Raw genomic sequence first — 19377 nt, 5'->3', positions numbered from 1 at the left:
AGTACGAGTGTGTTAATAATCGAAACCCCTCTGCTGCTGCGCCGCGAGGTTCGTCGCTGGCGTCAGGAAGGGAAACGCATTGCTTTAGTTCCCACCATGGGTAATTTGCATGACGGGCACATGACGCTGGTCGATGAAGCCAGAGCGCGTGCCGATATCGTTATTGTCAGCGTTTTTGTCAATCCTATGCAGTTTGAGCGGCCAGATGATTTAGCCCGCTACCCTCGGACGTTGCAGGAAGACTGCGAGAAATTAAATCGCCGCGGTGCCGATCTGGTTTTCGCACCGAGCCCGGATGTGATATACCCCAATGGACTGGAGTCGCAAACGTTTGTTGATGTGCCCGGCCTGTCTTCCCTGTTGGAAGGTGCCAGCCGTCCCGGCCATTTCCGAGGCGTTGCGACCATCGTCAGCAAGTTGTTCAATCTGGTACAGCCGGATGTCGCCTGCTTCGGCGAGAAAGATTACCAGCAGCTAGCGCTGATTCGGCAGCTCGTTCGCGATATGGGTTATGACATTGATATTATTGGTGTCCCAATCGTACGTGCAAAAGACGGTTTGGCATTGAGTTCACGTAATGGGTATCTCAGTGCAGAAGAACGCCAGCGGGCACCGTATGTTTATCAGGTGATGATGGACATGGCGACACAGTTGGACAACGGCGATCGCCAGATAGACACCTTGCTGGAACAGGCGGCAGACAAGCTGCGTGAAGCGGGCTTTACGCCTGATGAACTGTTTATCCGCGATGCTGATACGCTGCAACCGTTGAGCGCAGCCAGCACGCGTGCTGTGATTTTGATGGCTGCCTGGTTAGGCAAGGCCAGATTGATTGATAACCACCAGGTCGATTTGACTGTATGAACCGAGGTAACAAAGCGATGATACGTACCATGCTGCAAGGCAAGCTGCACCGGGTCAAAGTAACTCAGGCTGACTTGCATTATGAAGGCTCTTGCGCCATCGATCAGGATTTTATGGATGCCGCCGGCATTCTGGAATACGAAGCGATTGATATCTACAACGTTGATAACGGTCAGCGTTTCTCTACCTACGCTATTTCGGGCGAAAGAGGCTCACGCATTATCTCTGTGAACGGTGCTGCCGCTCGCCGTGCCAGCGTGGGCGACAAACTGATTATCTGCTCCTATGTGCAGATGTCCGACGAGCAGGCCAGAAGCCACAGCCCGAAGGTAGCCTATTTCTCTGGCGATAACGAGCTGCAACGTCAGGCAAAAGCGATTCCGGTTCAGGTTGCTTGATCGCTTTAGATAAGCAAAAGGCGGTGTTACCACCGCCTTCTCATTTACAGAATTGACACACTACGTCCGCAGCCCGCGTCCGCGCTCAATCAGCCACCAGACCAGCAGATAAAACACCACGATAAAGGCAATCAGCACCGACATGGTGAACAGCAACGGTACATCCTGAATGCCAAGGAAGCCGTAGCGAAAGCCGCTGATCATGTACACCACTGGATTCAGCTTGGAAACGGCCTGCCAGAACGGCGGCAGCAGCGTCAGTGAGTAAAACACCCCACCCAGATAGGTCAGCGGCGTTAACACAAACGTCGGAATCAGGCTGATATCATCAAAAGTTTTCGCAAAGACCGCATTCAATAACCCCGCCAGCGAGAACAACGTCGCCGTCAGCAAGAGCGTCAGAACAATGATCCACCAGGCATGAACATGCAGCGGGACAAAGAACAGCGATACCGCGGTCACCAATACCCCGACGCATACGCCACGCGCGATCCCGCCGCCAATATAACCCGCGATGATCACGTGAGTTGGCACCGGCGCGACCAGCAGTTCTTCAATATTGCGTTGAAACTTGGCGCTGAAAAAGGAAGAGGCCACGTTGGCATAAGCGTTGGTAATGACTGCCATCATGATCAGGCCCGGCACGATAAACTGCATGTAGGTGAAACCATGCATGTCACCAATACGTGAGCCGATCAGGTTGCCGAAAATAATAAAGTACAGCGTCATGGTGATCACTGGCGGCACCAGCGTCTGAATCCAGATACGCCCAAATCGGGTGACTTCTTTCACCCAGATACTCTGCAGTGCTACCCAATACAAATGCATCATTCCTTTTCTCCCTTACCGTTCGCCCCGTCCCCATTAACCAAGGTGACAAACAGCTCTTCCAACCGGTTCGCTTTATTACGCATACTTAATATCGTTATCCCCTGTGCACTTAGCTGGCTGAATAACGCGTTCAGACCTTGCTCGCGCATCACATCCACTTCCAGCGTTGACGTATCCGTCAGGCGGAACGCATAGCCTTCAAGCTGTGGCAGCGGGCTTTTCGCCGGCAAATCAAAAATAAACGTTTCGGACTTCAGCTGAGCAAGCAGCTGCTTCATCGAGGTATTCTCCACCAGCTCTCCCCGCTGGATGATCCCGATGTTGCGGCACAGCATTTCCGCTTCTTCCAGATAGTGCGTCGTTAGGATAATCGTGGTGCCCTGCGCGTTCAGCTCCTTCAAAAAACCCCACATGGAACGACGTAATTCGATATCCACACCCGCGGTCGGTTCATCAAGAATCAGCAGCTTAGGCTCATGCATTAACGCACGCGCAATCATCAGGCGACGCTTCATCCCGCCGGACAACATCATCGCTTTTTCGTTGCGTTTCTCCCACAGATCGAGCTGTTTCAGGTATTTTTCAGCACGCTGCAACGCATCCTGACGTTTCACGCCATAATAGCCGGCCTGATTAACCACAATCTGTAATACCGTTTCAAAGGGATTGAAGTTAAATTCCTGCGGGACCAACCCCAGTTGGCGTTTCGCATTCACTTTGTCCAGCTCAAGGTCATAGCCGAAGACGCGAACTTTACCGGCCGTTTTATTCACCAGCGAGCTGATAATCCCTATCGTGGTCGATTTTCCCGCGCCATTTGGCCCCAGAAGCGCATAGAAATCCCCCGCTTCCACGTTCAGGTCGATCCCCCGTAGCGCCTGGACGCCTCCCGAATAGGTTTTGGTTAGTTGCGCCAGTTCCAGTGCATATGTCATAAGAAATGGATTACCTTATTATCAGTGAATTCTACAGATTTGAAGTATGACGGAGATAAACTATCGTTTTTCAAACGACGCATGTTGCCTTATATTACTCCTCACTGCCCCTTGTTTGTTACAGGTCATTTACTTTCATGAAAGAAATTGAAACGCTCATCGCGAACAACCAGCTTTGGTCTAAAACGATGGTGGAAGAGGATCCTGGCTATTTTGAACGTCTGGCGCAGGCACAACGTCCCCGTTTTCTATGGATTGGATGCTCGGACAGTCGCGTACCTGCGGAAAGTCTGACCAGCCTTGAGCCTGGTGAACTGTTTGTTCACCGCAACGTCGCCAATCTGGTTATTCACACCGACCTCAATTGCCTGTCTGTCGTGCAATATGCCGTCGAAGTTCTCGAAGTCGAACATGTCATTATCTGCGGCCACTACGGCTGCGGCGGTGTTCAGGCTGCGGTGGAAAACCCAGAATTGGGTTTGATTAACAACTGGCTGCTGCATATCCGTGATTTGTGGTACAAGCATAGTTCGCTGCTGGGGGAATTGCCTCCCGAACAGCGGCTGAATACGCTCTGTGAAATCAACGTTGTCGAGCAGGTTTACAACCTCGGCCACTCCACCATCATGCAGTCCGCCTGGAAGCGTGGGCAGAAAGTTACGATCCACGGTTGGGTTTATGGTATTCAGGATGGCCGTCTGCGCGATCTGGAAGTGACCGCGACCAACCGAGAGACGCTGGAACAGCGTTATCGCCGCGCGATTTCTACCCTGTCTTGATTCGCTGCCTGACGCCCACTAGCTGGGCGTCGCTCACGGCATCAGCCTTATCTGGTACGCTATTCCTGTGGAACAACCTTGCCGACGTAAGGTAAATGGCGATAGTGCTGGGCATAGTCGATGCCGTAACCCACAACAAACTCATCAGGGATCGAGAACCCAACCCACTCGACTTTCACCGCCACTTCACGGCGCTCTGGTTTATCCAGCAGCGTACAGATAGCCAGTGATTTCGGCTCACGCAGTTGCAGAATTTCCCGCACCCTGCTCAGCGTATTGCCCGAGTCGATAATATCTTCAACGATCAGTACATCTTTGCCGCGAATATCCTCATCCAGATCTTTCAGGATCTTAACGTCGCGCGTACTGTTCATACCGCTGCCATAGCTGGATGCCGTCATGAAATCCACTTCGTGAGGGACATCGATCGCCCGGCATAAATCGGCCATAAAGATAAACGATCCACGCAATAGCCCCACCAATACCATATCGCTGCCGCTATCACGGTAGTGTTCGCTAATCTGTTGCCCCAGTTCGGTAACCCGCGCCATCACTTCCTGCTCAGAAATCATGACTTCCACGGTATGTTTCATCATACTGATAACTCTTTGAAGTAAGGTATTCAGCACCATCGGCAAAATGACAAATTCATTATCGATGATGCGCCAATGCTGACGTTTGAATCAGTCTGGGCAATGCCCAAGCGCGCGAAGTATATCAGAAACCACACCATGAAGGAGACACCATGAGTACACCACCAGTGGATGTTTGCTACAAAGTGAATGCCCCGCTTTCCAGCCAGCAGTTCATTGAGCTGTTGGCGAAAACTTCATTGGGGCCGCGCCGCCCGCTGGATGATGAAACAGCAATTGCAGGTATGCTTAAGCACGCCAACCTGCTGGTTTCCGCGTGGCAAGGGGAGACGTTGGTTGGGATCGCGCGCAGCGTGACGGATTTTCATTTTTGCTGTTATCTGTCCGATCTCGCGGTGTCAGAGGACTATCAGCATGCGGGAATAGGTAAGAAGCTGATTCAACAAACCGCTCAACAGCTTGAAAAAGGCTGCAAAATTATTTTGCTGGCCGCGCCGCTGGCGGTGGATTACTACCCGAAGTTAGGGTTTGAAAAGCACAATAGCACCTGGCTCATGCCAGCGGCAGATCTGCACGAGGCGTAATCATTGCTTTTCAGGGCCGTCAGCCGGACCGCTGGCGGCGGGTAAAGCAGGATACAAGACCGGAGGATCCGTCTTAATGCTTAAACGCACCTGCTGTCCTGGCTCAAACCAGTTGCCAGTCTGCACCAGCAGCATCAGCTCTCCCATCTTCACCCGATACAAGTTTGATGTGCCCATAAATAGCCTATCTTCGATCGACGCCGGGCCATCGGGATCCAGTGCCAACGCCACGTCAGCCGGACGTACCATCCAGTCGCATTGTGAATCCATCGGCTGATTGAGCGGATGTGTCGCCTGATGATCGCCCAATGGGCTTTGCCATTGATGGTCGCTCATAATTTTCACAGGCAAATAGTTTGTATTCCCCATAAAATCAGCGACAAAGCGGCTATTCGGCCGATGGTACAGCTCGGAGGGATAGCCCTGCTGCATAATTTTCCCTTCATCCAGCAGAATCAGATGGTCGGCGCAGGCAAAAGCCTCCTCTCGGCTGTGCGTGGCAAAAACCGCCGCGACATGGCGCTGTTTGAGAACCTGCCGTAATTCGGTGATCAAGCGGTAGCGAGTCTGGCTGTCCAGCCCTGGGAAGGGTTCATCCAGCAACAGTAGTTTCGGTTCACAGGCTAACGCGCGGGCAATCGCCAAACGCTGTTGCTGTTCATTCGATAGCTCGTGTGGATAGCGCGCTGCAACATCATCCAGCTGTAAGAGCGTCAACATCTCGGCACAGATTGGCTTCACCTCGCTTTCCGGGCTGCCATATAAACCAAACGCAATATTGCCTTCCACCGTCAGATGCGGAAAGAGCGCATAGTCCTGAAAAATCAGGCCAACCTGACGCAGCTCAGGCAAGACGTATTCTTGCGGTGAGCTGACAGGCTCACCCTCCAGCAAAACCTTGCCCTGAGTAATCGGCAGCAGGCCTGCGATCACCTGTAATAGTGCCGTTTTACCGCAGCCATTCCTGCCCAGCAGGCAAATCGTCTCATCATCGCGCACGGCAAAGGAGATATTCTCCAACACGGGAGACTGCTGTAGCGTACAACTTACCGCCTGAACGCTCAGAATATCTATCGACGCAGCCATGTCATTATCCTTTTATATTCAGTGCGCGATTCAGCCAGAAAACAGGGATTAGCCCCACCGCCACCAGCACCAATGCAGGAAAGTCAAATGACGCTACTTGCTCACTCGCCGTAAAGCGGAAAACATACGTTGCCAACGTATCAACCCCGAAAGGACGCAGCAGCAGCGACACATTCAGCTCTTTCATACTTTCCGTAAAAATCAACAACGCCCCAATGAACAGGCTGCGGCGTAGCAGCGGGATATGCACACGTGACCAGCGGCTGAGGGGGGAAGCGCCCAGTACAAGGCTCGCGCTGTCCAGCGAACGCGGAATGGCTTCCATACTGCGCTCAAGGCTGTCCAGCATCAGACGCCCAAATTTAACGCTATAGGCGAGGATGAGAATAAACAGCGATCCCGCCAGCAAAGCCTCCGTTGGAGGTAACCCCGCCGCGTTGGCAAATAGATTAATTCCGCTGTCCACCAGCGACAGCAAGGTAAACAGTCCGACAGCCAGTACCGCGCCGGGCAAGGCAAAACTCAGGCTGACGAGCCGAACTGGCGTCTGATTAGCAAATATCCCGGCCGTGCGCGTATAGAAAATAAACGACAGCGCCATTAGTGTAATGACAACGGTCGCGATGGCGGACGCCAACAGGCTATTCATCACCGCGTGGAGGAACGCCATATCCCACACCGACATCATGTGCCGGATCGCCAGAAAGAGTAGATACAGCACCGGCAAGATGAACGACAGACAAACGATTCCCCAGCAATAACTGCGAACCACCTTGCTGCGCCACCCGTTCAACACAGGCGGAACCACCCGAGCAGCATTTGCTTGAGCTTGATAAATTTTCTGCTTCCGACGCCAGAAATTAACCAAAAACATCAAGAGAAAGATCGCAGGCAAAATCAATACGCCAAGGCGTGCTGCCGCACCGAGATCGCCCTGCTTCTGCCAGATATCCAGCACCTGTGTTGTCATGGTTGGGGTATCAAGATAAGACGCCGCGCCATAATCGCCCAGCGTTTCGACCACCACTAGCGCGCTACCGCAGGCAATCGCGGGCAGTGCAATAGGTAAACATAAGCGGCGGAATACCTGAGCGCGCGTCTGATTCAGTAAACGCGCTGAATGGATAAGGCTCGCGGGTTGTTTCACCAGCGCTTCGCGCACCAACAGGTAAATATAGGGATAGAGCACCAGCGCCAGCACCAGACTTATGCAGCCCAGCGAAACGGGTAGCCCAGCAACGTGGGATTCACTCCACGATGAGGCTATCTGCCACCCACCTTCCTGCAACAACTGGGACAGATGCCGTACCACATCGGTATAAAGGTAGGCGAGCAGGAATGCAGGCATCGCGAGCGGCAGGCAAAGCGCCCATTGCAGTACGCGATGACCGGGAAAACGGTACATGGCGATAAACCAGGCGGAAGGCAACCCAAACAGCAAACTGAAGAACAGCGTGCCAATCACGATGACCGCAGAATGTATCAGGTAGGTGGGTAACCCGATTTGCCACAGTTGGGTAAATCCCATCCCATCGGCAAAAAAAGCCTGATAAAAAATCGTTGCTAAAGGAAGCAGCAACAGTCCCGCCAACAACCAACTACTGACGCGCCAGACACCGGAGATCATAGAATAAAAACTGTATTAGATGAGATCGCTGTTATTAATAACAGAGGCTGACGGCGGCGTCATCGTATCAAACAGCGATAAATGGGCTTTAATCCTGCGATTAACCCGAGGCGATTTCCATCACCGACCGCCTCTAGAATAAAAACTAACTATTTCAATAGATTGCGATTATTGGTTTTCCGCCTTTTCGCCACTCACTTTTTATCGCAATCCCCTAAATAATTCGAGTTGCAGGCAGGCGGCGACACAGCGAATCCCCAGGAGCTTACATAAGTAAGTGACTGGGGTGAGCGAGGAAAGCCAACGCACATGCAGCTTGAAGAATGACGGGGATATCAGATGTTTCCCGTAAGAAAACTTGGAACCGCATGGGATATCTGTGATAACGTCATCTGACAACATTTGGAACAGGTTCAACCATGAAAAACTCTGCGCTGGCTCTGCTCCTGCTAAGCCTGATGAGCTTCTCTTCCGCCAGCAAGGCGCTGAATGAATTTGAAGCGGAAGATCTGGCCGATCTGACCGCGATCTTTGTTTATCTGAAAAACCACTGTGGCTATCAAGATCTGCCGAATGAACAGATTCGTCGGACACTGGTCGCCTTTGCTCAGCAAAATCGCTGGGATCTCAGCAATTACAACGCTTACGATATGACGGCGATGGGTGAAGACAGCTATCGCGACCTGAGTAAAATCGCTATCCCGACGCCGAAGAAATGCCAGTCTCTGGCACGTAACTCACTGGGCCTGCTCTCCTACGCACAATAATTCCCCTCCTCCGCGCTGACTGAAATTTGACCGTGCAAGCGGTAAAAGAGTCGGCTATGATGGCGCGCCAATTTTCATGGCTGTTATCGCGGAGGAAGCCCTAACATGTCTCAGAAAGAAATTTGGTATGAAACCCTACATGCCAACTTTGGCCAGTACTTTTCGGTTGATCGCGTGCTGTATCACGAGAAGACCGATCATCAAGATCTCATCATCTTTGAAAACGACGCATTAGGTCGCGTGATGGCGCTTGACGGCGTGGTGCAAACCACAGAGCGCGATGAATTCATCTATCACGAAATGCTCACCCACGTTCCCCTTCTGTCACACGGCAGCGCCAAACGCGTACTGATTATCGGTGGCGGCGATGGCGGCATGCTGCGGGAAGTCAGCCGACACCGCGGCGTCGAACATATCACGATGGTAGAAATCGATGCAGGCGTGGTGGAGTTTTGTCGTCAGTATCTACCTAATCACAGCGCCGGTAGCTATGACGACCCGCGTTTTAATCTGGTGATTGATGACGGCGTTAACTTCGTCAGGCAGTGCAGCGAAAAATTTGACGTCATTATTTCCGATTGCACCGACCCTATCGGCCCCGGCGAAAGCCTGTTCACCTCCGATTTCTATCAGGGCTGCGCCCGTTGCCTGAACGAAGGCGGGATTTTCGTCGCGCAGAATGGCGTGTGCTTCCTGCAACAGGATGAAGCTGTCGGCAGCCATAAAAAACTCAGCCACTATTTCAAGGATGTCAGCTTTTATCAGGCGGCGATCCCGACTTATTACGGCGGCATTATGACGTTCGCCTGGGCCAGCAATAGCCCTGCGCTGCGCCAGATAGACGCCTCCGCGCTGCGCCAGCGTTTTGCGCAATCCGCTATCGCCTGTCGCTATTACACGCCTGATGTTCACATCGGCAGTTTTGCCCTGCCACAGTACCTGCTGAGCGCGCTACAGAATGCGCAATAATCCATCACTTAGGGTAATCACACCACCACAAGGGGGTGACTTAAATTGCACAAGCTGAAACTACACGGCTTTAACAACCTGACGAAAAGCCTGAGTTTTTGTATCTACGATATCTGTTACACCAAAACGGCCGACGATCGCGATGGTTATATCGCCTATATCGACGAACAATATAACGCTAACCGTTTAACAGAAATCCTCACTGAAACCTGCTCAATTATCGGTGCCAACGTCCTTAACATCGCGCGTCAGGATTACGACCCACAAGGTGCCAGCGTGACCATTCTGGTCAGCGAAGAGCCCATCGATCCACGCGACGTGGATACCTCGGAACATCCGGGGCCGTTGCCTCATTCTGTTGTTGCGCATCTGGATAAAAGCCATATCTGTGTTCATACCTACCCAGAAAGCCACCCAGAAGGTGGGCTTTGTACCTTCCGCGCAGATATCGAAGTGTCTACCTGTGGCGTAATTTCACCGCTGAAGGCGCTGAACTACCTCATCCACCAGCTTGAATCCGATATTGTGACCATCGACTATCGCGTGCGGGGATTTACCCGTGATGTCAACGGCATAAAACATTTCATCGATCATCAGATCAATTCTGTTCAGAATTTCATGTCCGAGGATATGAAAGCGCTCTATCACATGATGGACGTGAACGTGTATCAGGAAAATATCTTCCATACCAAGATGTTATTGAAAGACTTCGACCTGAAACACTATCTGTTCAACGTCAGCCCTGAAGAGCTCAGCGCTGCTGAACGGAAAAGAATCACCGATCTGCTGTATCACGAAATGCAGGAAATCTATTACGGCAGAAACCTGCCCATTATCTAATTGATACATCTCACTTCACAGGGCTGTCTCTTAGTCACATTTCTATGCCAACTAAGAGACGGTTTCGTGCGCGATGATGTCATCATTTTCATGCTACCCCGTAGCACGCGCCCGACGCAGGGTCGCTCAATCGCCGCCGCCCTGCGAACCCAGGCTTCCGGCTAAATTATGCCGCTACGCGGAGCCATCGGTGTTCATGACCACTCTTCGAGCCGCCAGTGACGCGTTCCCGACGCGGCACTGGCTTTCGCGGCCTCCATGCCGCTCACTCGGTGTTCATGCCCACCGCTGCATAATTTTTACGCCGGATAAGGACAAAGCACATGATGACTCCCTGTATTTATGTATAAGGTACTGCGCCTGAGGAGGGTTGAGGTGTAGTGAGTTCATATATCTTTCGTTTTTTCGCACACTATTTCGTCAAAAATGATGCGCGTCACATTTATTTCTTTCTGCATTTTCTGCTTGCATTCTCTCCCAGCCTTGCTGCATCTGGGTTTGCGTCAATTGGTATAAGGTCAACCAAAAATCATATATCTTGTGTGGTTGAAATTTAAAATACCTACATATAGTATTCTTTGTGTGGCACTCGCGTAACGGGTCGCTACACAGTGGATCGGTTCGGGTGCAAATGCCCTGAAGATAGCCGCTCCAACATACTTCTTTCACGCCAAAGGGTAAATACGAATCATGCGTATTACTATTTTCACCAAGCCAGATTGTGTTCAATGCAACGCCACATGCCGTGCGCTGGACAAGCAAGGAATTAACTATCAACTGGTGGACTTAACTGAAGATGAACAGGCGTTACAGCAGGTAAGAGCGTTGGGCTATCAACAGGTACCCGTCGTGATGACGGCCGACGATCATTGGAGCGGCTTCCGCCCAGATAAAATCAGTACTCTGAACGCCGCCCTGCAATTGCAGTAAGGGGGCAATATGAACCCGCTGGTCTATTTCTCCAGCCAGTCGGAAAACACGCATCGCTTCATTTCCAGGGTTGGCCTGCCAGCCCTGAGAATCCCGATAGCGACAGAACAGCCTGCATTGAAAGTTGATCGCCCCTATATTCTGGTTGTCCCCAGCTACGGCGGAGGCAGCACGAAAGGGGCTGTGCCGCGTCAGGTCATCATATTTCTCAACGATCCACACAATCGCGCTTATCTGCGCGGCGTGATTGCCGCAGGAAATACTAATTTCGGTGCAGCGTACTGCATCGCTGGCGGCATCATTGCGCAGAAATGTCAGGTGCCTTACCTGTACCGCTTTGAATTGCTCGGCACGGCAGAAGACGTTGCAAATGTGCGTAAGGGAGTAACTGAATTTTGGCAACAACAGACCACGTGAGTGCAAAGGCAACCAAGGCCGAAGCGGACGCCCACTCGCTCGACTACCATGCGCTGAACGCGATGCTTAACCTCTACGACGCAGAGGGGAATATCCAGTTCGAGATGGATAAGCTCGCGGCACGCCGTTATTTCCTACAGCATGTGAACCAGAACACCGTGTTCTTCCACAATCTGGAAGAAAAACTGCGTTACCTGGTGGAAGAAGGCTACTACGAAGCAGACGTGCTGGATCAGTATCACTTTGATTTCATTAAAAGCCTTTTCCAGCAGGCTTACGCTCACAAGTTCCGCTTTCAAACCTTTCTGGGTGCGTTCAAATACTACACTGGCTATACGCTGAAAACCTTTGACGGCAAACGCTATCTGGAACGCTACGAAGATCGCGTTTGCCTTGTGGCGCTGACCCTCGCCAAAGGGGATACCGCACTCGCTAGTGCACTGGTCGATGAGATCATCAGCGGACGCTTCCAGCCCGCCACTCCCACATTCCTCAACTGCGGTAAAAAGCAGCGCGGTGAGCTGGTCTCCTGCTTCCTGTTGCGCATTGAAGACAATATGGAGTCGATTGGCCGCGCGATTAACTCCGCGCTTCAGCTCTCAAAACGCGGCGGCGGCGTGGCCTTCATGCTCAGCAACATCCGCGAGACCGGTGCGCCGATCAAACGTATCGAAAACCAGTCGTCCGGCATCATCCCTATCATGAAAATGCTGGAGGATGCGTTCTCCTACGCCAACCAGCTTGGCGCGCGTCAGGGCGCGGGGGCGGTGTACCTCAATGCGCACCACCCAGATATTCTGCGTTTTCTGGATACCAAGCGGGAAAATGCCGATGAGAAAATCCGCATCAAGACGCTGTCTTTAGGCGTGGTCATCCCCGATATCACGTTCCAGTTGGCGAAGAATAATCAGGTGATGTACCTGTTCTCGCCCTATGACGTCGAGCAGGTTTATGGCGTGCCGCTGTCGGAAATTAGCGTCACCGAAAAATACCATGAGATGGTAAACGACAAGCGCATCCGTAAGTCCCAAATCAAAGCGCGCGAATTCTTCCAGATTCTCGCTGAAATCCAGTTCGAGTCTGGTTATCCCTACATGATGTTTGAGGATACGGTGAATCGCGCGAACCCGATTCACGGCCGCATCAACATGAGTAACCTGTGCTCTGAGATTTTGCAGGTCAATGAGGCCAGCCTGTACGACGACGATCTTGGCTACAGCCACATTGGTAAAGACATCTCCTGTAATCTCGGTTCGATGAATATCGCCAACGCCATGGCCTCGCCCGATTTCGGCCAGACGGTTGAAATGGCGATCCGCGCACTGACCGCCGTTTCCGATATGAGCCACATCAGCTCCGTGCCATCTATCGAAAAAGGCAACGACCAATCGCATGCAATTGGTTTAGGTCAGATGAACCTGCACGGCTATCTGGCGAAAGAGCGGATTTTTTACGGTACAGAAGAAGCCGTCGATTTCACCAATATCTATTTCTACACCGTCGCTTTCCACGCAATTCGGGCATCGAATGCGTTAGCAATAGAGCGGAACCAGCGCTTCTCAGGCTTTGAACTCTCAACATACGCTACGGGCGAGTATTTTGATAAGTACATCGAGCAAATCTGGGAACCCACAACAGCACGCGCACGTGAGCTGTTTGAACAGGCTAGCATCCACATTCCCACTCAGCAGGACTGGGCGGCACTGCGCGAATCGGTTATTGCGCACGGCATTTACAACCAGAACCTGCAGGCGGTTCCGCCGACCGGTTCGATTTCATATATCAACCACTCGACGTCCAGCATCCACCCAATTGTGTCACGTATCGAAATTCGTAAAGAGGGCAAGATTGGTCGCGTCTACTACCCTGCCCCTTACATGAACAATGACAATCTGGAGTATTACCAGGATGCCTATGAAATCGGGCCGCAGAAGATTATCGACACCTATGCCGCTGCCACGCAGCACGTCGATCAGGGGCTGTCGCTGACGCTGTTCTTCCGCGATACCGCCACCACGCGTGACATCAATAAAGCGCAGATCTACGCCTGGACCAAAGGCATTAAGACTATTTATTACATTCGCATACGGCAGATGGCGCTGGAAGGCACCGAAGTTCAGGGCTGTGTGTCCTGTGCGCTCTAAGCCATCGCGGAAGGAAATCGAAGCATGACCGCACTCACTCGCGTCCAGGCGATTAACTGGAACAAAATTGAAGACGACAAAGATTTGGAAGTCTGGAACCGGCTGACGTCTAACTTCTGGTTGCCGGAAAAGGTGCCGCTTTCTAACGATATTCCGTCGTGGAGTACGCTGAATGCCCGCGAGCGTCAGTTGACGATCCGCGTGTTCACCGGCCTGACGCTGTTAGATACCATCCAAAATACGCTGGGTGCGCCAACGCTCATGCCCGATGCAGTGACGCCACATGAAGAAGCCGTGTTGTCTAACATCAGCTTTATGGAAGCGGTGCATGCTCGTTCGTACAGCTCTATTTTCTCGACGCTGTGTCTAACCAGCGAAGTCGATGATGCGTATCGCTGGAGCGAAGAGAATACGGCGCTACAGAAGAAGTCCGACATTATTCTGTCGTACTATCGCAGTGACGATCCGCTGATGAAGAAAGTCGCCAGCGTGTTTCTGGAGTCGTTCCTGTTCTACTCAGGGTTTTACCTGCCGATGTACTGGTCAAGCCGCGCCAAACTGACCAATACGGCGGATTTGATCCGGCTTATCATCCGCGACGAAGCGGTACACGGCTACTATATTGGCTATAAATTCCAGCGAGGGTTAGCGAAGGTCGATTCCGCTCGTCAGCAACAGGTGAAAAATTTCGCCTACGATCTGCTACAGGATTTGTACGACAATGAGGTGTTGTATACGCAGGAGCTCTATGACGGTGTAGGCTGGACGGAAGACGTGAAGAAATTCCTCCACTACAACGCAAACAAAGCGCTGATGAATCTGGGCTATGAAGCGCTGTTCCCTGCCAGCATGACGGATGTGAATCCCGCGATTCTCTCGGCGCTATCGCCAAACGCGGATGAGAACCACGACTTCTTCTCTGGCTCCGGTTCATCTTATGTGATCGGTAAAGCCGTCAACACCGAAGACGAAGATTGGGACTTCTAAAAAAACGGCCATCGCTCTCTGGGTGGCCGCCTTTTTCTACAGCTCTTTTCCACCGCACTTTTTACAGCATTTTTTACAACCCAGAAAATGAAAAAGCCCTGAATCATTGCTGATTCAGGGCCTTCATATAAGTGGCGGAACGGACGGGGCTCGAACCCGCGACCCCCTGCGTGACAGGCAGGTATTCTAACCAACTGAACTACCGCTCCACTCGTGCTCACTGAGCGGGTTGAATACTAAGATGGCGGCAGTATTACGTCAATGCTTTTTATAACTAACCGTTTCTGTTTGCTTATAATTTCATCTTACTGATTATTCTCTCGCCCATCACGTAATCAGCCTATTCATTTTGCTACGCTAAGGGCGAATATTATGGCGGTGCTATTCTGCCCGCCACAGGCAACTACCGCCTTTTTTAGCAATTAAATCCAGACGTTGTTCATGCGCCAGCAGCTCTGTTTCATCAGCGTAAAGCACCTTTAACGCCGATTGAGGACGGACGATTCTCTGGATCGTTTCGGTATTATCGCTCTTCTGCTGCGCTTCACCTTCCATCGAAAAAGTCAGAGAAGTTTGACCGCCAGTCATCGCCAGATAAACTTCTGCCAAAATCTCGGCATCGAGCAATGCGCCGTGCAGCGTACGCTTGCTGTTATCTATCAGGTAGCGATCGCAGAGGGCATCCAAACTGTTACGCTTGCCGGGAAAGATCTTCCGCGCCATAAACAGGCTATCAGTGATCTTACAGAACGTCTCAGTCTTGGGTATATCCCGATTCAGCAAGCGGAATTCGTAATCCATAAAGCCGATGTCAAACGTCGCGTTATGAATGACTAATTCCGCGCCACGGATAAAATCGAGGAAGTCATCCACGACATCCGCATACGTCGGTTTATCAGCCAGAAACTCATCACTGATACCATGTATGTTATAGGCTTCTGGATCCACTAAACGATCGGGTTTGATATAGACATGAAAATGACGACCAGTCAGGCGCCGGTTAATCACTTCGACCGCACCGATCTCGATAATTTTATGCCCTTCGTAGTGAACCCCCAGCTTATTCATACCGGTGGTTTCTGTATCCAGGACGATTTGTCGCGTAATTTCAGTGCTCATCGTTTTCGTTTTATGTCAGACTTGCCGTTTTTACCATAAGGGAGAGTCTACCAGAGATGCGCAAACAGGTAGAAATTTTCACCGACGGATCTTGCCTCGGTAATCCCGGCCCCGGCGGCTATGGCGCCCTGCTGCGCTACAAACAGCACGAAAAAGCATTAAGTGCAGGCTATCGTCTTACGACGAACAACAGAATGGAGCTGATGGCTGCGATTGCAGCGCTTGAAACGCTGACTACCGCGTGCGATGTGGTGCTCTGCACTGACAGCCAATATGTTCGTCAGGGGATAACCAGCTGGATTCATAACTGGAAAAAGCGTGGTTGGAAAACTGCCGACAAAAAACCGGTCAAAAACGTCGATCTCTGGCAAAAGCTGGATGCCGCGATTCAACACCACTCCGTGCGCTGGGAATGGGTAAAAGGGCATGCTGGGCATCCGGAAAACGAGCGCTGTGATGAACTCGCGCGCGCTGCCGCAAGTGCACCAACGCTTGAAGACACCGGCTATCAGGCTGAGTAAATCACCGTAGGCCTTCGCCTCATCTCCGATATATCTTTGTTGCGCCCACCGTGCGGCGCACTGATGCTTTACGCAACCTCGCTCGCATTGGGGTAAATGTCAGTGGAATTGTGCGCTTTCGGGCAATAATCAGCGTCAGGCATCCCAGCATCGGGATATGTTTATTCAACTTCCCTTTGTTTCTTCGCCATGGCGTAACGTGAAAATGGGTCTGATGGATAACCTCATAGTTCAATAGCCCCAGCCAGTCCGTAATACGCATTTGAGTAAACATACGGCTGCAATAAGGGTGTTTCTTATTGAGTTTGGGGATCAGTTTGCCAAGGCCAACCAGACTGATCGGATTAAACGTGCTCAATATTAGCCAACCATCGTCGATCAAGACGCGATCAACCTCCCGCAGAATACGATGCGGGTCCGATGAATAAGACAGCGTTTGAGCGAGCAGGCAAGCATCGATCGACTTTTCAGAGAAAGGTAATTGATGAGCATCTGCAATAACCTGAAGATTATCACCGTGTGGAGCAACATTAACCTGATGCGAAATCGCGCACTCTGTTATGTGGATTTCCGCGCTCAGCGCCCCTACCTTGATAAGATGAAAACCAAAGAGTTTTGGCCACCATGGCAGCAAGGCCTGTTCAAGCGACTCGCGATAAAATTGCCCACAGGTGATATCATCCCATGAATCAGGTGCAACAATGGTCTGAGGGATTTGTGCCGATTTCATCTTCTGTTCTCGTCCTCAGGCTACTAGCAAAAAGAGGTGATGAATGAATCTTATCAGTATCCCTGCACTTCAGGACAACTACATTTGGTTATTAAGCAATAAAGAAAACCGCTGTGTGATCGTCGATCCCAGTGAGGCAACTCCGGTGCTTAATACGCTCGATCAACACTCACTTTTCCCCGAAGCAATTTTGCTCACTCACCACCACAATGATCATGTCGGAGGCGTCAGTGAACTCCTCAAGCATTACCCCAATCTGCCTGTTTTTGGCCCAAAAGAAACCGCAAAGTGCGGCGCAACCTACCTGGTAGATGAAGGAAATACCGTCTCTTTGTTAAATTCGGAATTTTCTGTAATTGAGGTGCCAGGACACACATCTGGTCATATTGCTTACTACAGTGCGCCATTTTTGTTCTGTGGCGACACCCTATTTTCAGCGGGATGCGGTCGTATTTTTGAAGGCACACCGCGACAAATGTATGAATCAATTCAGAAAATAGCAAAGTTTCCTGATGATACAGTAGTGTGTTGCGCTCATGAATATACCCTCTCAAACTTAAAATTTTCTAATACTATTTGGCCTGAAGATCCAGAAATTGAATCTTATCTCCATAAAATCAGTCAGATACGAGAAAAATCACAGTCTAGCTTGCCTACATTGCTGGGTCTGGAGAGGAAAATTAACCTATTTCTTCGCTGCCATGAAATTGATTTAAAAAGGAAATTATCAAAAGAACCTGAAAATATAGAGAATTGGCAAGTTTTTGAGATGCTACGTAGCAAGAAAGACTGCTTTTGAAGGTTTAGGTTGTGCTATTCCTCTAACCAAAGTATCCTTGCTCGTCTTTTAAGCAACTATTGACCAACATATGAAGGCTAAAGCGATGATTATCGCCTCAGTCTTGCTGGCGGGTTGTCAGGTCTCACCACATGACACCTCGCAACCCAAACAGCATGCACAGAGTTTGTCTTCGGCAAGTCAAAGTGAAGCAGGAAAGTACACAGATGGTCGAGAGGCCTCTGCGCGATGGCTAGATGACGATAGCCTCACGCAGCGAGATCTGTGGAACTTCATTGGCGACGAGCTGAAGATGGAGGTTCCGGAAAACGCCCGGATCCGCGAACAAAAAATGCGTTATTTGAAGAATAAGAGCTATCTCCACGATGTAACATTACGGGCAGAGCCGTACATGTACTGGATAGTCGAGCAGATTAAGCAACGTAAAATGCCGATGGAACTGGTACTGCTACCCAGAGTGGAGAGCGCTTTTGATCCAAGTGCCACATCATCCGCCAATGCCGCTGGGCTATGGCAGATTATCCCTGGCACAGGACGTAATTATGGTTTGAAACAGAACCAGTGGTACGACGGACGTCGCGATGTGATCGCGTCTACAACGGCTGCGCTGGATATGATGCAACGGCTTAACACAATGTTTGATGGCGACTGGTTATTGACCGTTGCTGCATATAACAGTGGTGAAGGCCGCGTCATGCAGGCGATGAAGGCGAATAAAGCGAAAGGGAAATCAACCAGCTTCTGGGCACTGGCGTTACCGCGTGAAACGTCAATCTATGTCCCCAAAATGCTGGCCTTGAGCGATATTCTTAAAAACAGCAAGAAGTATGGCGTAAGTCTACCGCAGCCCAATGAAAGCCGCGCATTAGCAAAGGTTGAACTGGGTCAGCAGATAGAATTAACACAAGCGGCTGAGATGGCTGGACTGTCGTTGAATAAGCTAAAGAGCTATAACTCGGGCTATAAACGTAATGTTACCGCACCGAATGGGCCACATTACATCATGGTTCCTAAAGCTCACGTTGAGCAGTTGAAAGATTCACTGGCTGATGGTGACATCGCAGCGATTCAACCGACACGCTTAGCGGAAACGCAGCCAACGCCAGCATCACAGCAGTATAAGGTACGCTCAGGTGATACCTTATCAGCCATTGCGGCACGGCTTAATGTCAGCACGAAAGATTTGCAGAGTTGGAACAATCTGCGTAGCGCTGGTGCGCTCAAGGTTGGTCAAACGTTGCAAGTTGCCAAAGCGTCAGGCAATGGCAGCTCTATCACCTATCAAGTTCGGAAGGGTGATTCGCTGGCAAGCATTGCTAAACGCCACGGCGTAAATATTGCTGATGTGATGCGCTGGAATACGGTTATCAACAAAAATGCCAACATCCAGCCAGGCGATCGTCTGACGCTTTATGTTAGCAGCAACATAAAACCTGATTCTTAACGTCATATCAGAA

At 51.0% G+C, this 19377-nt stretch carries 20 protein-coding genes, 1 tRNA gene and 1 pseudogene; 14 read left to right on the top strand and 8 right to left on the bottom strand.

Going from position 1 to position 19377, the window contains the following annotated elements; all coding sequences use genetic code 11:
• The first annotated feature begins 9 nt into the window (after positions 1–9).
• The gene (gene panC, locus LOZ86_RS05820; RefSeq protein ID WP_039486556.1) at positions 10–864 is read left to right on the top strand and encodes a pantoate--beta-alanine ligase; all 855 of its coding nucleotides are present in this window, start codon (positions 10–12) and stop codon (positions 862–864) included.
• 17 nt (positions 865–881) lie between these two features.
• A complete protein-coding gene (gene panD / locus LOZ86_RS05815) occupies positions 882–1262 on the top strand; it encodes an aspartate 1-decarboxylase (RefSeq protein WP_039486661.1) in 381 nt (126 codons plus the stop codon).
• Between the two features lie 60 nt (positions 1263–1322).
• Here the strand turns inward: panD and LOZ86_RS05810 are convergent, their stop codons facing one another.
• Both LOZ86_RS05810 and LOZ86_RS05805 read right to left on the bottom strand, forming a co-directional pair.
• Positions 1323–2093 (bottom strand): ABC transporter permease, encoded by a 771-nt coding sequence (locus LOZ86_RS05810; RefSeq protein ID WP_039486554.1) that lies wholly within the window; start codon positions 2091–2093, stop codon positions 1323–1325.
• Positions 2090–3028: an ABC transporter ATP-binding protein gene (locus LOZ86_RS05805; protein ID WP_039486551.1), complete on the bottom strand. Its 939-nt coding sequence runs from the start codon at positions 3026–3028 to the stop codon at positions 2090–2092. The genes LOZ86_RS05810 and LOZ86_RS05805 overlap by 4 nt, the downstream gene beginning before the upstream one ends.
• Positions 3029–3165: 137 nt before the next feature.
• Here LOZ86_RS05805 and can point away from each other — a divergent pair, with 137 nt between their 5' ends.
• Positions 3166–3807 (top strand): carbonate dehydratase, encoded by a 642-nt coding sequence (gene can, locus LOZ86_RS05800; RefSeq protein ID WP_039486548.1) that lies wholly within the window; start codon positions 3166–3168, stop codon positions 3805–3807.
• Positions 3808–3866: 59 nt separating this feature from the next.
• Here can and hpt read toward each other — a convergent pair whose 3' ends face one another.
• Positions 3867–4400, bottom strand: coding sequence for a hypoxanthine phosphoribosyltransferase (gene hpt / locus LOZ86_RS05795; RefSeq protein WP_011094841.1), 534 nt, complete (start codon positions 4398–4400; stop codon positions 3867–3869).
• 152 nt (positions 4401–4552) lie between these two features.
• Here hpt and LOZ86_RS05790 point away from each other — a divergent pair, with 152 nt between their 5' ends.
• Positions 4553–4984: a GNAT family N-acetyltransferase gene (locus tag LOZ86_RS05790; protein WP_039486546.1), complete on the top strand. Its 432-nt coding sequence runs from the start codon at positions 4553–4555 to the stop codon at positions 4982–4984.
• Here LOZ86_RS05790 and LOZ86_RS05785 read toward each other — a convergent pair whose 3' ends face one another.
• Positions 4985–6070, bottom strand: coding sequence for an ABC transporter ATP-binding protein (locus tag LOZ86_RS05785; protein ID WP_039486543.1), 1086 nt, complete (start codon positions 6068–6070; stop codon positions 4985–4987). It lies immediately after the preceding gene.
• Positions 6071–6074: 4 nt separating this feature from the next.
• Positions 6075–7697: an ABC transporter permease gene (locus LOZ86_RS05780; protein ID WP_039486539.1), complete on the bottom strand. Its 1623-nt coding sequence runs from the start codon at positions 7695–7697 to the stop codon at positions 6075–6077.
• A 419-nt stretch (positions 7698–8116) separates the two neighbouring features.
• Here LOZ86_RS05780 and LOZ86_RS05775 point away from each other — a divergent pair, with 419 nt between their 5' ends.
• The 7 genes from LOZ86_RS05775 (at position 8117) to nrdF (ending at position 14751) form a co-directional block, all read left to right on the top strand.
• The gene (locus tag LOZ86_RS05775) at positions 8117–8464 is read left to right on the top strand and encodes a YacC family pilotin-like protein (RefSeq protein ID WP_011094845.1); all 348 of its coding nucleotides are present in this window, start codon (positions 8117–8119) and stop codon (positions 8462–8464) included.
• Positions 8465–8569: 105 nt separating this feature from the next.
• Positions 8570–9433 (top strand): polyamine aminopropyltransferase, encoded by an 864-nt coding sequence (speE, locus tag LOZ86_RS05770; RefSeq protein ID WP_039486534.1) that lies wholly within the window; start codon positions 8570–8572, stop codon positions 9431–9433.
• A gap of 45 nt (positions 9434–9478) precedes the next feature.
• Complete coding sequence (speD, locus tag LOZ86_RS05765) at positions 9479–10273, top strand: adenosylmethionine decarboxylase (protein ID WP_039486532.1); 795 nt, start codon at positions 9479–9481, stop codon at positions 10271–10273.
• Between the two features lie 690 nt (positions 10274–10963).
• Positions 10964–11203 carry a glutaredoxin-like protein NrdH gene (gene nrdH, locus LOZ86_RS05760; protein WP_014916295.1) on the top strand — a complete coding sequence of 80 codons (240 nt, stop codon included), beginning with the start codon at positions 10964–10966 and terminating at the stop codon, positions 11201–11203.
• A gap of 9 nt (positions 11204–11212) precedes the next feature.
• Positions 11213–11620 (top strand): class Ib ribonucleoside-diphosphate reductase assembly flavoprotein NrdI, encoded by a 408-nt coding sequence (nrdI, locus tag LOZ86_RS05755; RefSeq protein ID WP_039486529.1) that lies wholly within the window; start codon positions 11213–11215, stop codon positions 11618–11620.
• Between the two features lie 62 nt (positions 11621–11682).
• The gene (gene nrdE, locus LOZ86_RS05750; protein ID WP_230243150.1) at positions 11683–13764 is read left to right on the top strand and encodes a class 1b ribonucleoside-diphosphate reductase subunit alpha; all 2082 of its coding nucleotides are present in this window, start codon (positions 11683–11685) and stop codon (positions 13762–13764) included.
• Positions 13765–13788: 24 nt separating this feature from the next.
• Positions 13789–14751, top strand: a complete 963-nt coding sequence (nrdF, locus tag LOZ86_RS05745; RefSeq protein WP_039486524.1) for a class 1b ribonucleoside-diphosphate reductase subunit beta — start codon at positions 13789–13791, stop codon at positions 14749–14751.
• A gap of 132 nt (positions 14752–14883) precedes the next feature.
• Here nrdF and LOZ86_RS05740 read toward each other — a convergent pair.
• Together LOZ86_RS05740 and dnaQ are read right to left on the bottom strand one after the other, a co-directional pair.
• A tRNA-Asp gene (locus tag LOZ86_RS05740) sits at positions 14884–14960 on the bottom strand.
• A 172-nt stretch (positions 14961–15132) separates the two neighbouring features.
• Positions 15133–15870, bottom strand: a complete 738-nt coding sequence (gene dnaQ, locus LOZ86_RS05735) for a DNA polymerase III subunit epsilon (protein ID WP_039486522.1) — start codon at positions 15868–15870, stop codon at positions 15133–15135.
• On the opposite strand from dnaQ, the pseudogene rnhA reads away from it, so the two are divergent.
• Positions 15824–16391: pseudogene (rnhA, locus tag LOZ86_RS05730) on the top strand (ribonuclease HI). The gene dnaQ and the pseudogene rnhA overlap by 47 nt on opposite strands.
• 19 nt (positions 16392–16410) lie before the next feature.
• Here the strand turns inward: rnhA and LOZ86_RS05725 are convergent.
• Entirely contained in the window at positions 16411–17121 is a 711-nt protein-coding gene (locus LOZ86_RS05725; RefSeq protein ID WP_039486516.1) for a class I SAM-dependent methyltransferase, read from the bottom strand.
• Between the two features lie 43 nt (positions 17122–17164).
• Here LOZ86_RS05725 and gloB point away from each other — a divergent pair, with 43 nt between their 5' ends.
• Both gloB and mltD read left to right on the top strand, forming a co-directional pair.
• Positions 17165–17920: a hydroxyacylglutathione hydrolase gene (gloB, locus tag LOZ86_RS05720; protein ID WP_039486513.1), complete on the top strand. Its 756-nt coding sequence runs from the start codon at positions 17165–17167 to the stop codon at positions 17918–17920.
• Positions 17921–17990: 70 nt separating this feature from the next.
• Positions 17991–19364, top strand: coding sequence for a murein transglycosylase D (mltD, locus tag LOZ86_RS05715; RefSeq protein ID WP_230242960.1), 1374 nt, complete (start codon positions 17991–17993; stop codon positions 19362–19364).
• The last annotated feature ends 13 nt before the right edge of the window (positions 19365–19377 follow it).

It is taken from the genome of Pectobacterium parvum, from assembly GCF_020971565.1.
GTDB classification, from domain to species: domain Bacteria; phylum Pseudomonadota; class Gammaproteobacteria; order Enterobacterales; family Enterobacteriaceae; genus Pectobacterium; species Pectobacterium polare.
Note: the sequence above shows the minus strand (reverse complement) of the source record. Positions and strands in the feature narration are given on the sequence as shown.

Bases quoted from the DNA above. Each gene is read 5' to 3' on its own strand.
- LOZ86_RS05775 (WP_011094845.1), top strand. From the start codon at position 8,117: ATGAAAAACTCTGCGCTGGCTCTGCTCCTGCTAAGCCTGATGAGCTTC.
- dnaQ (WP_039486522.1), bottom strand. From the start codon at position 15,870: ATGAGCACTGAAATTACGCGACAAATCGTCCTGGATACAGAAACCACC.
- nrdI (WP_039486529.1), top strand. From the start codon at position 11,213: ATGAACCCGCTGGTCTATTTCTCCAGCCAGTCGGAAAACACGCATCGC.
- mltD (WP_230242960.1), top strand. From the start codon at position 17,991: ATGAAGGCTAAAGCGATGATTATCGCCTCAGTCTTGCTGGCGGGTTGT.
- can (WP_039486548.1), top strand. From the start codon at position 3,166: ATGAAAGAAATTGAAACGCTCATCGCGAACAACCAGCTTTGGTCTAAA.
- nrdF (WP_039486524.1), top strand. From the start codon at position 13,789: ATGACCGCACTCACTCGCGTCCAGGCGATTAACTGGAACAAAATTGAA.
- LOZ86_RS05790 (WP_039486546.1), top strand. From the start codon at position 4,553: ATGAGTACACCACCAGTGGATGTTTGCTACAAAGTGAATGCCCCGCTT.
- gloB (WP_039486513.1), top strand. From the start codon at position 17,165: ATGAATCTTATCAGTATCCCTGCACTTCAGGACAACTACATTTGGTTA.
- hpt (WP_011094841.1), bottom strand. From the start codon at position 4,400: ATGAAACATACCGTGGAAGTCATGATTTCTGAGCAGGAAGTGATGGCG.
- nrdE (WP_230243150.1), top strand. From the start codon at position 11,683: ATGCTTAACCTCTACGACGCAGAGGGGAATATCCAGTTCGAGATGGAT.
- nrdH (WP_014916295.1), top strand. From the start codon at position 10,964: ATGCGTATTACTATTTTCACCAAGCCAGATTGTGTTCAATGCAACGCC.
- LOZ86_RS05785 (WP_039486543.1), bottom strand. From the start codon at position 6,070: ATGGCTGCGTCGATAGATATTCTGAGCGTTCAGGCGGTAAGTTGTACG.
- LOZ86_RS05725 (WP_039486516.1), bottom strand. From the start codon at position 17,121: ATGAAATCGGCACAAATCCCTCAGACCATTGTTGCACCTGATTCATGG.
- LOZ86_RS05780 (WP_039486539.1), bottom strand. From the start codon at position 7,697: ATGATCTCCGGTGTCTGGCGCGTCAGTAGTTGGTTGTTGGCGGGACTG.
- LOZ86_RS05805 (WP_039486551.1), bottom strand. From the start codon at position 3,028: ATGACATATGCACTGGAACTGGCGCAACTAACCAAAACCTATTCGGGA.
- panD (WP_039486661.1), top strand. From the start codon at position 882: ATGATACGTACCATGCTGCAAGGCAAGCTGCACCGGGTCAAAGTAACT.
- speE (WP_039486534.1), top strand. From the start codon at position 8,570: ATGTCTCAGAAAGAAATTTGGTATGAAACCCTACATGCCAACTTTGGC.
- LOZ86_RS05810 (WP_039486554.1), bottom strand. From the start codon at position 2,093: ATGATGCATTTGTATTGGGTAGCACTGCAGAGTATCTGGGTGAAAGAA.